Annotated in this window: 10 protein-coding genes; 9 read left to right on the top strand and 1 reads right to left on the bottom strand. The window is 67.6% G+C overall.

Features of this window, described 5'->3' with window-relative positions; all coding sequences use genetic code 11:
* Positions 1-3 precede the first annotated feature (3 nt).
* The 6 genes from hflC to LIG30_RS18185 all read left to right on the top strand — a co-directional run bounded on the left by hflC (position 4) and on the right by LIG30_RS18185 (position 6,611).
* Entirely contained in the window at positions 4-900 is an 897-nt protein-coding gene (gene hflC / locus LIG30_RS18210; RefSeq protein WP_038714184.1) for a protease modulator HflC, read from the top strand.
* 39 nt (positions 901-939) lie between these two features.
* Positions 940-1,131 carry a DUF2065 domain-containing protein gene (locus LIG30_RS18205; protein ID WP_038714183.1) on the top strand — a complete coding sequence of 64 codons (192 nt, stop codon included), beginning with the start codon at positions 940-942 and terminating at the stop codon, positions 1,129-1,131.
* Between the two features lie 96 nt (positions 1,132-1,227).
* Positions 1,228-2,376 carry an ATP phosphoribosyltransferase regulatory subunit gene (locus LIG30_RS18200; RefSeq protein ID WP_038714182.1) on the top strand — a complete coding sequence of 383 codons (1,149 nt, stop codon included), beginning with the start codon at positions 1,228-1,230 and terminating at the stop codon, positions 2,374-2,376.
* A gap of 113 nt (positions 2,377-2,489) precedes the next feature.
* Positions 2,490-3,836, top strand: coding sequence for an adenylosuccinate synthase (locus LIG30_RS18195; RefSeq protein WP_038714180.1), 1,347 nt, complete (start codon positions 2,490-2,492; stop codon positions 3,834-3,836).
* Positions 3,837-3,842: 6 nt separating this feature from the next.
* On the top strand, positions 3,843-4,433 hold the full coding sequence (locus tag LIG30_RS18190) for a phosphoribosyltransferase (RefSeq protein WP_038714179.1): 591 nt from the start codon (positions 3,843-3,845) through the stop codon (positions 4,431-4,433).
* 258 nt (positions 4,434-4,691) lie between these two features.
* Complete coding sequence (locus LIG30_RS18185) at positions 4,692-6,611, top strand: potassium transporter Kup (RefSeq protein ID WP_038714178.1); 1,920 nt, start codon at positions 4,692-4,694, stop codon at positions 6,609-6,611.
* 142 nt (positions 6,612-6,753) lie between these two features.
* On the opposite strand, the gene LIG30_RS18180 is transcribed toward LIG30_RS18185, so the two are convergent.
* Positions 6,754-9,087 carry a Tex family protein gene (locus tag LIG30_RS18180; RefSeq protein WP_038714176.1) on the bottom strand — a complete coding sequence of 778 codons (2,334 nt, stop codon included), beginning with the start codon at positions 9,085-9,087 and terminating at the stop codon, positions 6,754-6,756.
* A gap of 152 nt (positions 9,088-9,239) precedes the next feature.
* Between LIG30_RS18180 and LIG30_RS18175 the strand changes: the two genes are divergently transcribed.
* The 3 genes from LIG30_RS18175 (at position 9,240) to LIG30_RS18165 (ending at position 12,570) form a co-directional block, all read left to right on the top strand.
* Positions 9,240-9,971 (top strand): hypothetical protein, encoded by a 732-nt coding sequence (locus tag LIG30_RS18175; RefSeq protein WP_038714174.1) that lies wholly within the window; start codon positions 9,240-9,242, stop codon positions 9,969-9,971.
* 82 nt (positions 9,972-10,053) lie between these two features.
* Positions 10,054-10,269 (top strand): YdcH family protein, encoded by a 216-nt coding sequence (locus tag LIG30_RS18170; protein WP_038714173.1) that lies wholly within the window; start codon positions 10,054-10,056, stop codon positions 10,267-10,269.
* A 57-nt stretch (positions 10,270-10,326) separates the two neighbouring features.
* On the top strand, positions 10,327-12,570 hold the full coding sequence (locus LIG30_RS18165; RefSeq protein WP_038714170.1) for an ATP-dependent DNA helicase: 2,244 nt from the start codon (positions 10,327-10,329) through the stop codon (positions 12,568-12,570).
* Positions 12,571-12,628: the final 58 nt, after the last annotated feature.

Raw genomic sequence — 12,628 nt, 5'->3', positions numbered from 1 at the left:
GTCATGAACCGAATCATTGCGCTCGTCGTCGCAATCGTCGTCGTTGCCTTCGCGGCATCGTCGACCGTCCTGACGGTCGATCCGCGCCATGTCGCCGTGTTGACGGGCCGCGACGGCGCGGCGCCGGCGCTCGTCGGCGCTGGCGTCCATTTCAAGCTGCCGCCGCCGCTGCAGACGGCCACGCTGATCGACACGCGCCTGCAATCGCTCGATTCCGCCGAGTCGCAGCAGTATGCGACGCAGGACAAGCACGACCTGCTGGTCGCCTATGCGGTCAAGTACCGGATCGCCGATCCGGTGAAGTATTTCCGCGAGACGGGCGGGGACTCCGCCGGCGCGGCCACCCGGCTCGGCGCCGCGCTGAAGGGCGCGCTCGGCGACGCGATCGGCAAGCGCGCGATCGACGATGCGATCGGCGGGCAGCGCGCGATCGCCGACGACGCCCGCAGCGCACTGGCGGCGCCCGCGGCCGGTTTCGGCGTGGACGTCGTCGATGTCCAGCTCACGCGGGTCGATCTGCCCGCGGCGCAGGCCGACGGCGTGTATCAGCGGATGATCGCCGCGCTCCACGGCCAGGCCGGGCAGGTACGGGCCGAAGGCGACGAGGAGGTCGAGCGGATCAAGGCTGACGCGGACCGCGAGCAGCAGGCCGTGCTGGCGAACGCCTACAAGACCGCGCAGACGATCAAGGGCGAGGGCGACGGGAAGGCGGCCATGATCGCCGCCGACGCGTTCGGCCGCGATCCGCAGTTCTATCAGTTCTACGCGAGCCTGCAGGCCTATCGGAACACCTTCAAGCGCAACGACATCATCGTCGTCGATCCCGACAGCGAGTTCTTCCGCTTCATGCGCAGCCCGACGGGCGGGGCCGCACCGGCCGCCGCTCCCCGCAAACACTGACACCTAGGGGCGCCGCGTCCGCGCGGCGCCGTCGATCGCATGGATCTGGCTGGTTCGTTGTTGCTCGCATTTGCACTGATGCTGATCATCGAGGGGATCTTCCCCTTCGTGTTTCCCGTCGCCTGGCGCGACACGTTTCGTAAAATAGCAGAGCGGCCGCCGCATCATATCCGGATCGGCGGCCTGATCGTGATGGCGATCGGGCTCGCATTGCTGATGCTCGCCACCTGATGCGCGCGGCGCACCCGGCCGCTCGCCTCAACCTGATTCAGATTCAATTCGCGGTGCGCGTCTGCGCGCCATGTTTCCCGTCGTAGGACACCACCGATGTCGACCTGGTTACTTCCCGAGAATATCGCCGACGTATTGCCGTCGGAAGCGCGCAAGATCGAGGAGCTGCGCCGCAGACTGCTCGACCGCTTCCGTTCGTACGGCTACGAAATGGTGATGCCGCCGTTGCTCGAGTATCTCGAGTCGCTGCTGACGAGCGGCGGCAACGATCTGCGCCTTCGCACCTTCAAGCTGGTCGATCAGCTGTCGGGCCGCACGCTCGGCCTGCGCGCCGACATCACGCCGCAGGTCGCGCGCATCGACGCGCACCTGTTGAACCGGCAGGGCGTGACGCGCCTCTGCTATGCGGGCAACGTGCTGCATACGCGGCCGCGCGGCCTGCACGCGACCCGCGAGCAGATCCAGATCGGCGCGGAGATCTACGGTCACGCGGGCCTCGAGGCCGATCTCGAAGTCCAGCAGCTGATGCTCGACGCGCTGCGCCTCGCCGGCCTGTCGAAGATTCGCCTCGACCTCTGCCACGCGGGCGTGCTGTCGGCACTGTTCGCGCGCGACGCGCGCGCCGCCGAGCGCGGCGAAGCGCTCTATGACGCGCTCGCGGGCAAGGACGTGCCGCTGCTGAACGAAATCACCGACGATCTCGGCGCCGATACGCGCGCCGCGCTGCGTGCGCTGCCGCACCTGTACGGCGACGCGAGCGTGCTCGACGAGGCGCGCGTGCGACTGCCCGCGCTGCCCGAGATCACGCGCGCGCTCGACGATCTCGCGCAGCTGGCGGCACAGGTCAGGGACGCCGAAGTGGCGATCGACCTGGCCGACCTGCGCGGCTATGCGTATCACAGCGGCGCAATGTTCTCCGCCTATGTCGACGGCGTGCCGAACGCGGTCGCGCGAGGCGGCCGCTACGACCACGTCGGGCAGGCGTACGGCCGTGCGCGGCCGGCGACCGGCTTCTCGCTCGATCTGCGTGAAATCGCCCGGATCTCGCCCGTCGAGGCGCGCGGCACCGCGATCCTCGCGCCGTGGAAGCAGGACGACGCGCTGCGTGCGGCCGTTGCCGCGCTGCGCGATGCGGGCGAGGTGGTGATCCAGGCGCTCCCGGGGCACGACCATGTGCTCGACGAGTTTGCCTGCGACCGCTCGCTCGTCGAGCGGGGCGGCGCGTGGGTGGTCGAACCCCGCTAAATGGCGTCCGCCGGCCGCGTTCCAGCGTTCCATATCGTTGACGCGAAACGGAAAAGTTCGGAACCGGCCGCGAACATAGGTAGAATACGTTTTTAACCAGCTAACGAATCAACATGTCTGCCAGCGCAGTGAATGTGACTCCCGGGCGCAATGTCGTCGTCGTGGGGACTCAATGGGGTGATGAAGGCAAGGGCAAGATCGTCGACTGGCTGACGGACCACGCTCAGGGCGTCGTGCGTTTCCAGGGCGGCCACAACGCAGGCCACACCCTCATCATCGGCGGCAAGAAGACCATCTTGCGCCTCATCCCGTCGGGCATCATGCGTGATGGCGTCGCGTGCTACATCGGCAACGGCGTTGTCCTGTCCCCCGAAGCGCTGTTCAAGGAAATCGGCGAGCTCGAAGACGCCGGCCTGAACGTGCGGGAGCGTCTGTTCATTTCCGAAGCGACCACGCTGATCCTGCCGTACCACATCGCGATCGACCAGGCGCGCGAAGCGCGCAAGGGCGCGGGCAAGATCGGCACGACGGGCCGCGGCATCGGTCCGGCGTACGAGGACAAGGTCGGCCGCCGCGCGCTGCGCGTGCAGGACCTGTTCGACGCGAAGACCTTCGCAGACCGCCTGCGCGAGAACCTCGACTTCCACAACTTCGTGCTGACCCAGTACCTGGGCGGCGCGGCGGTCGATTTCCAGGCGACGCTCGACACGATGCTCGGCTACGCCGACCGTCTCAAGCCGATGGTGGCCGACGTGTCGCGCCGCCTGTACGACGCGAACAACGCCGGCCAGAACCTGCTGTTCGAAGGCGCGCAAGGCACGCTGCTCGACATCGACCACGGCACCTATCCGTTCGTCACGTCGAGCAACTGCGTCGCGGGCGCGGCTGCGGCAGGCGCGGGCGTCGGTCCGCAGAAGCTCAACTACATCCTCGGCATCACGAAGGCGTACTGCACGCGCGTCGGCTCGGGCCCGTTCCCGAGCGAGCTGTACGACGCCGACAACCCGAAGCGCCAGGACCAGATCGGCATCACGCTGGCCAACGTCGGCAAGGAATTCGGCTCGGTCACCGGCCGTCCGCGCCGCACCGGCTGGCTCGACGCGGCTGCGCTGCGCCGTTCGATCCAGATCAACGGCGTGTCGGGCCTGTGCATGACGAAGCTCGACGTGCTCGACGGCCTCGACGAAGTGAAGCTGTGCGTCGGCTACAAGATCGACGGCAAGGATGCGGACATCCTGCCGCGTGGCGCGGCTGAAGTCGCGCGTTGCGAGCCGGTCTACGAGACGTTCGCCGGCTGGAAGGAAAGCACCGTCGGCATCAACTCGTGGGACGCGCTGCCGGCCAACGCCCGCGCCTACCTGACCCGCGTGCAGGAAGTCGCCGGCGTGCCGGTCGACATGGTGTCCACCGGCCCGGACCGCGACGAGACGATCCTGCTGCGCCATCCGTTCAAGGTGTAACGAACGATGACGCAGAACAACACGGCGCCGATCGTGATGTCCGATCCGCGCAACGACGACATGAACCTGTGGGTGCGCTGGGACGAGTATCACCGTCTCATCGAGTTGCTCGCGCTGCAGGTGCATGAGTCGGGCTGGAAGTTCGACCAGATCCTGTGCCTCGCGCGCGGCGGCCTGCGTGTCGGCGACCAGCTGTCGCGCATCTACGACGTGCCGCTGGCGATCCTCGCAACGAGCTCGTACCGCGAAGCGGCCGGGCGGGAACAGGGCGACCTCGACATCGCGCAGTACATCACCGTGACGCGCGGCCAGCTGGGCGGCAACGTGCTGCTGGTCGACGATCTGGTCGATTCGGGCGTCACGCTTGCGCGCGTGCAGGAGCATCTGAAGGAGCGCTATCCGTCCGTCGCGGCGGTGCGCTCGGCGGTGCTCTGGTACAAGGGCTGCTCGAAGGTGAAGCCTGACTATCACGTGCAGTATCTGCCGACGAATCCGTGGATTCACCAACCGTTCGAGGAGTGGGACACGGTTCGGCCGCACAACCTCGAGGCGTGGATCAAGCGCGGCCATGCGCAGCGCGAAGGCGCGGGCGCGTAAGCGTTCCGGGGTATCGATCGCAGCTTTCACGGCGCCGCTTGCGGCGCCGTTTTCTTTGGCGCGGCGCGCAAACAGGTAGGCAGGCGCCGCCGCCGGGGCTATGATGGCGACCCGGCACGAGACGCTTGGCAACACGCCGCCAACACGCGCGGCCATCTCTCGTGGCCTCGCGGCAACAGCAGGAGGCGGTGTTTTTCGCGGGGCCGGGTAGAATAGCGCTCGTTTTGTCCGACTCCGTCCCGGATTATTACGTTTCATATGAACGACATGACCCACGCGTCCGACGCGCCCCAGGCCCTTCACTCGCCCGCGCAACAACACTCGCTGCAGGCACTTGCGATCGCTGCAATCGGCGTGGTGTTCGGCGACATCGGCACGAGCCCGCTGTATTCGCTCAAGGAGGCATTCAGCCCCGCTCACGGCATTCCGCTCACGCAAGGCTCGATCCTCGGCGTCATCTCGCTGCTGTTCTGGGCGATCGTGATGGTGGTCGGCATCAAGTACCTGCTGTTCGTGATGCGCGCGGACAACAACGGCGAGGGCGGCGTGCTCGCGCTGATGGCGATGTCGCTGCGGCCGCTCAATCCGAAGACGCGCACGGCGGGCGCGCTGATGGCGCTCGGGATCTTCGGCGCGTGCATGTTCTATGGCGACGCGGTGATCACGCCCGCGATCTCCGTGATGTCGGCGGTCGAAGGTCTCGAGATCGCGACGCCGCATCTGTCCCATCTCGTGTTGCCGATCACGATCGTGATCCTGATCGCGCTGTTCTGGATCCAGCGCCACGGCACGGCCACGGTCGGCAAGCTGTTCGGCCCGATCATGGTGCTGTGGTTCGTCGTGATCGCGGTGCTCGGCGTGTATCACATCGCACGCGAGCCCGGCATCATCGCGGCAGTGAATCCGTATTACGCGGTGTCGTTCATGTCCGCGCACCTGCTGCAGGCGTACGTCGTGCTCGGCTCGGTCGTGCTGGTGCTGACGGGCGCGGAGGCGCTGTACGCCGACATGGGTCACTTCGGCGCCCGCCCGATCCGCCTCGCGGCCTACGTGCTCGTGATGCCGTCGCTCGTGCTCAACTACTTCGGGCAGGGCGCGCTCCTGATCCGGAATCCCCAGGCGATCGAGAACCCGTTCTTCCTGCTCGCGCCGCAGTGGGCGCTGCTGCCGCTCGTCGTGCTGGCGACGGTGGCGACCGTGATCGCATCGCAAGCGGTGATCTCCGGCGCATATTCGCTGACGGCGCAGGCGATCCAGCTCGGCTACGTGCCGCGCATGAAGGTCCTGCACACGTCGGAACTCGCGATCGGCCAGATCTACGTGCCCGTCGTGAACTGGCTGCTGCTGTTCGTGATTCTGTGCATCGTGATCGGCTTCAAGACCTCGGACAGCCTCGCGGCCGCGTACGGCATCGCGGTGACGGCGACGATGGTGATCACGACCGTGCTCGCGTGCGTCGTGATGGTCAAGGTGTGGAACTGGAACCGCTTGCTCGTCGGCATGATCATCGCCGTGTTCATGGCGATCGACCTGGGCTTCTTCGGCGCCAACCTGCTGAAGGTCGCGCAGGGCGGCTGGCTGCCGCTCGGCATCGGCGCGCTGCTGTTCTTCCTGCTGTTGACCTGGTACAAGGGGCGGCAGATCGTCAAGGAACGTACGGCCGCCGACGGCATCCCGCTCGAACCGTTCCTGCAGGGGCTGCTCGCGCACCCGCCGCACCGCGTGTCGGGCACCGCGATCTACCTGACCGGCAACGACACGCTCGTGCCGGTGAGCCTCCTGCACAACCTGAAGCACAACAAGGTGCTGCACGAGCGCACGGTCTTCCTGACGTTCGTGACGCGCGACATTCCGTATGTGCGGGACGACCAGCGGCTGACCGTGCGCGACGTCGGCGGCGGCCTTTACCTCGTCAAGGCCGAGTACGGCTTCAACGAAACGCCGGACGTGAAGGCCGTGCTGGAGGAATTCGGCCGTACCCATGCGATGACCTTCGAGTTGATGGACACGTCGTTCTTCCTCGCGCGCGAGACGGTCGTGCCGACGCAACTGCCCGGCATGTCGATCTGGCGCGAGCGGGTGTTCGCGTGGATGCATCAGAACGCGGCGAAGCCGACCGACTTCTTCGCGATTCCGGCCAACCGCGTCGTCGAGCTCGGCACGAAGATCGAGATCTGAGCGGGCGGCGGCACGCGACGCATCGCGGGCCGCCGCCGGCAAGCCGGCATGAGCGCGATGCTTCACGCCGGCTCGTGAAGAAGGAACAAAAAAAGCCCGCAGTTTTTCAACTGCGGGCTTTTTTATCGCCTGTGGCGCGCGATCAGCGCTGCTTGAGCTTCGCGAACGCCGCGGCCATTGCGCCGCCCGGCTCCGGCTCGCGCGAGCGGCCGGCCGGACGAGCCTGCCCGCGGCTCGCGCCGCCGCGATCCTGCTGGCCGCCTCGCGCGGCCGTGCCACCCGGGGCCGCATCGTCGTCGAGACGCATCGTCAGGGAGATGCGCTGGCGCTTGACGTCGACCTCGAGCACCTTGACCTTGACCACCTGGCCGGCCTTCACGACTTCGTGCGGGTCCTTGATGAACTTCGTCGACATCGCGGACACGTGGACGAGGCCGTCCTGATGGACGCCGACGTCGACGAACGCGCCGAATGCCGCCACGTTGGTCACCACGCCTTCGAGGATCATGCCCGGCACCAGGTCCGAGACCTTCTCGACACCTTCGCGGAACGTCGCGGTCTTGAATTCCGGGCGCGGGTCGCGACCCGGCTTTTCGAGTTCGGCGAGAATGTCGCGCACGGTCGGCAGGCCGAACCGCTCGTCGACGAACTCGGCCGGCGACAGGCCCGAGAGCGCGTCGCGGTTGCCGAGCACGTCGTCGATGCGCTTGCTGATCTTCGCGAGGATCCGCTCGACGACCGGATACGCCTCCGGGTGCACCGACGAGCGGTCGAGCGGATTCTCGCCGCCGTTGATGCGCAGGAAGCCGGCCGCCTGCTCGAAGGTCTTGTCGCCGAGGCGCGGCACCTTGCGCAGATGGTCGCGCGACGGGAACGGGCCGTTCGCGTCACGGTAATCGACGATGTTGCGCGCGAGCGTCGCGTTCAGGCCCGACACGCGCGCGAGCAGCGCCACCGACGCGGTGTTGGCGTCGACGCCGACCGCGTTCACGCAATCCTCGACGACCGCGTCGAGCGAACGGGCGAGTTCGCGCTGGTTCACGTCGTGCTGATACTGGCCGACGCCGATCGCCTTCGGCTCGATCTTGACGAGCTCGGCGAGTGGGTCCTGCAGGCGGCGCGCGATCGACACGGCGCCGCGCAGCGTGACGTCGAGCTCCGGAAATTCCTTCGCTGCGAGTTCGGACGCCGAGTACACCGACGCGCCGGCCTCCGACACGACGATCTTCTGCAGTTGCAGCTCGGGATGCTTCGCGATCAGCTCGCTCGAGAGCTTGTCGGTCTCGCGCGACGCGGTGCCGTTGCCGATGCTGATCAGCTCGGCCTGCGTCTGCGCGGCGATGCGGGCGAGCTTCGCGAGCGAGCCGTCCCAGTCGCGGCGCGGCTCGTGCGGATAGATGGTGTCGGTGGCGAGCAGCTTGCCGGTGCGGTCGACGACCGCGACCTTCACGCCGGTGCGCAGGCCGGGGTCGAGACCGATCACGGCCTTCGGGCCGGCCGGCGCCGCGAGCAGCAGGTCCGTCAGGTTGCGCGCGAACACGCGGATCGCCTCGTGCTCGGCCGTTTCGCGCAGTTGCGTCAGCAGCTCGTTCTCGATGTGCGGCTGCACCTTCACGCGCCAGCACCAGCGGCACACGTCGGACAGCCACTTGTCGGCCGGCCGGTTCTGGTTCGCGATGCCGAAATGGCGTGCGATCATCGCTTCACCGGGGTGCGGCACCTGCGCGTCGAGCTCTTCGCCGAGCCCGAGCTTGATGGTCAGCACGCCGGCGTTGCGGCCGCGGAACAGCGCGAGCGCGCGGTGCGACGGCACGGTCTTGATCGTTTCCGCGTACTCGTAGTAATCGCGGAATTTCTCGCCTTCTTCGTTCTCCTTGCCTTCGACGACCGCAGACGACACGACTCCCTGATTGTGCAGGTAGTCGCGCAGCTTGCCGAGCAGCTCGGCCGTTTCGCCGAATTGCTCGGACAGGATGTCGCGTGCGCCGTCGAGCGCGGCCTTCACGTCGGCGACGCCCTTTTCGGCGTCGACATAGGCGGCGGCCTCGGCCTGCGGGTCGAGCAGCGGATTGCCGAGCAGCGCCTGCGCGAGCGGCTCGAGGCCGGCTTCGCGGGCGATCTGCGCGCGGGTGCGGCGCTTCGGCTTGTACGGCAGGTAAAGATCCTCGAGCACCTGCTTGCTGTCGGCGGCGCCGATCGCGGCGCGCAATTCGTCGGTCAGCTTGCCTTGCTCGTCGATGCTCGACAGGATCGTGGCGCGGCGCTCTTCGAGTTCACGCAGATACAGAAGACGCTCTTCGAGCTGGCGCAGCTGCGTGTCGTCCAGGTTGCCCGTGACTTCCTTGCGGTAGCGGGCGATGAACGGAACGGTGGCGCCTTCGTCGAGAAGTTGCACTGCCGCCGCGACCTGGCGCGGCTGGACGGTCAGTTCGGTCGCGATGCGCTGTACGATCTTGAGTGCTACGGTTTCCGTCATGTCGTTGATGTGCTTCTGCCTGCTGAAATCGCGCCGCCCGCCGCCGGGCGCCTTTCGGCGCGCCCCTCGGGCCGGACGCCGCGGGTGAGTGGAGCGGGGCATTTTGCCACAAATGACGGAGCGTCCATCCGCGGGGTGATAGAATTTGACGCATGTCCCGCAGCTTTCCTACGACGTTGCCAACCTCCCGCATTTCTCTCGTCGCGCTCATCGCGGCTTTGTCCTTCGGGCCGTCGGGCGCGCATGCCCAGGCGTCGGCCGCTGCCGCATCGGCGCCGGTCGCTGCCGCCGACCAGAATTTCGGCGCCCGTCAAAAAGTGCTCGATCGGCGCACGGCGGAAAACGATTATCGTTATGCCGTGGCCGAGCACGACTGCTATGGCAAGTTTTTTGTTAATTACTGTCTCGGCAAGGCGCGCGATCGCATGCGCGAAGAGCGCGCCCGCATCAGCCACGAGCAGTTGGCGCTCGACGACGAGCAGCGCGCGGTGCGCGCGCAGCAACGCGATCAGCAACTCGCGCTGAAACAGGCGCAAAATGCGGCTGAGGCGCCGCAGCGCGCGGCGAACGAAGCGGCGAATGCCGATGCGTACCGCGACAAGCAGCAGCAGAATGCACTGAAGCGGGCGCAGCAGGGCACGGACGGTCCGCAGCGCGCGGCGAACCGGCAGGCTTACGACGAGAAGCAGGCCGACTTCCAGCGCAAGCTGGACGACGCGCACCAGCAGGCGGCACAGAAGGCGCAGGAGCGGGCGAGCAACGCGTCGCGTTTCGAGCAGAAGCAGCAGGAAGCGGCCCAGCACAAGGCCGATGTGGAGCAGCGGCAGCGGGATGCGGCCGAGAAGGCCCGGCAGAAGGAGCAGCAGCGGCAGCAAGGGCAGTAACGTGGTGGAAGGTTGATCCGGAAAAGCAGTCTCAAGCGCGCCGGCGCCGATGCGGGCGTGCTGTTTCGATGAGGAGGCGAGCATGCAAAACCGTCACGCGGACCAGCAGCAGGAATTGCACAACCGTTTGGCTTCATTGCAGGAGCACCATCGTGAGCTGGCTCGGGAGATCGAGGTGAAGGAGGGCCGCTCCGACATCGACGACCTCGCGCTGCACAGGCTGAAGAAGGAAAAGCTGCTGGCCAAAGACAAGATCATCATGCTGCAATCGCAGCTGGAACCCGATAAGCGCGCCTGAGCGCGGCCCGGCAAGCGTCGGCGCCGCATCCGGCGCTGGACAGAGGAATCGCTTGCCTTGAATTCACCGCTTGAAGCCTCACCCGATGCCCGGCGCGCCGATGCGTCCGCCGGGCGCGGTCGCGCGCCCGAAGCCGCGTATCTGCCGAGCCGCAAGCGCATCGACGAACTGGATGCGATTTTCGGCGATGGCGGATTGCTCGCGCGCGCGCTCGACGGCTACCGGCCGCGCGCGTCCCAGATCGAGATGGCGCGCGCGGTCGCCGCTGCGATGGAAGCGTCCACGCGGCGCATGCCCGAGCCCGAGATGTTCGAGCAGACGCGCAAGCGTCCGGCGCGACGCCTGCAGAACGACGCGGAAGCGGCGGCCGAGCCTGCTGCCGGCGACGCGGCGCAGCCGGACGACGATGCCGCCGACAACACGCTGATCGTCGAGGCGGGTACCGGAACCGGCAAGACCTACGCGTATCTCGTGCCCGCGATGCTGTGGGGCGGCAAGGTGATCGTGTCGACCGGCACCAAGCACCTGCAGGACCAGCTGTTCCAGCGCGACATCCCGACCGTGCGCGACGCGCTCGCGGTGCCGGTGACGGTCGCGATGCTCAAGGGCCGCGCGAACTACCTGTGCCATTACTACCTGCAGCGCACCGCGGACAACGGCCGGCTGCCGTCGCGCCAGGACACCGCGTATCTGCAGGAAATCGTCCGCTTCGCGAAGATCACGCGGAGCGGCGACAAGGCGGAACTGGCGAGCGTGCCGGAAACTGCGCCTGTCTGGGCGATGGTCACGTCGACCCGCGACAACTGCCTCGGCCAGGAGTGCCCGCACTACAAGGAATGCTTCGTGATGCAGGCGCGCCGCGAGGCGCAGCAGGCCGACATCGTCGTCGTCAACCATCACCTGTTCTTCGCGGACATCATGCTGCGCGACACCGGCATGGCCGAGTTGCTGCCGAGCGCGAACACCATCATCTTCGACGAGGCGCATCAGTTGCCCGAGACGGCGACACTGTTCTTCGGCGAGACGCTGTCGACGACCCAGATCCTCGAGCTGGCGCGCGACACGGTCGCGGAAGGCCTGAGCCACGCGCGCGACGCGGTCGAGTGGGTCAAGCTCGGCGGTGCGCTGGAGCGCGCCGCGCGCGACGTGCGGCTCGCGTTTGCGGATGACACGATCGTGCGCATGTCGCTCGCGCAGCTCGGCGACGATCACCCGCTGTTCGGCGCGCTCGACGCGCTCGAGGCGGCGCTCGACGCGCTCGCGGATGCGCTGGCGAGCCAGGCCGAGCGCGCGGAGTCGCTCGGCGCGTGCCTGCGCCGCGCGCGCGAGCTGCAGGATCTGCTCGCCGGCTGGGTGGCGCCGGGCGCCGCCGAGGAGGCCGCGTCGCCCGCGGACGGCGGCAAGCCGGCCGGCGATGCGGGCGACCCGAACGGCAAGGTGCGCTGGGTCGAGGTGTTCTCGCATACGGTGCAGCTGCACGAGACGCCGCTGTCGGTCGCGCCGATCTTCGCGAAGCAGCGCGCCGGCGTGCCGCGCGCGTGGATCTTCACGTCCGCGACGCTGTCGGTGCGCGGCGATTTCACGCACTACGCCGCGCAGATGGGGCTCAGCTCGCGCCGCTCGATGACGCTCGCGAGCCCGTTCGACTATCAGACCCAGGGGCTGCTGTACGTGCCGCGCAATCTGCCGCAGCCGTCGTCGCCCGCGTTCACGGATGCGGTGTTCGATGCCGCGCTGCCGGCGATCGAGGCGTCGGGCGGCGGCGTGTTCATGCTGTGCACGACGCTGCGCGCGGTCGACCGGATTGCCGCGAAGCTGCGCGACGTGATCGACGCGCGCGGCTGGAACACGCCGCTGCTCGTGCAGGGCGATGCGAGTCGCACGGAACTGCTCGATCGTTTCCGTGCTTACGGCAACGCGATCCTGGTGGGCAGCCAGAGCTTCTGGGAGGGTGTCGACGTGCGTGGCGACGCGCTGTCGCTCGTCGTGATCGACAAGCTGCCGTTCGCGCCGCCCGACGATCCGGTGCTCGCCGCGCGGCTCGACGCGCTCGCGAAGAAAGGCCTGAGCCCGTTCGCCGTGCATCAGTTGCCGCAGGCGGTGATCACGCTCAAGCAGGGGGCGGGCCGGCTGATTCGCGCGGAAACCGACCGTGGCGTGCTGATGATCTGCGACACGCGGCTCGTCGACAAGCCATACGGACGCCGGATCTGGCAGAGCCTGCCGCCGTTCAAGCGCACCCGCGAGATCGAGGTCGTCGAGGAATTCTTCGAAGAGCATCGCCGCGGCAAGCGGGCTTGATCGCGACGCCGCGGCATGCGAGCCGCGGGCGTGCAGGACCAACAAAAAACCCGGCAAT

The organism is Burkholderia sp. lig30, assembly GCF_000687455.2.
GTDB lineage: Bacteria > Pseudomonadota > Gammaproteobacteria > Burkholderiales > Burkholderiaceae > Burkholderia.
The sequence above is the reverse complement of the archived record's forward strand: the minus strand, read 5'-3'. Positions and strand labels throughout refer to the sequence as shown.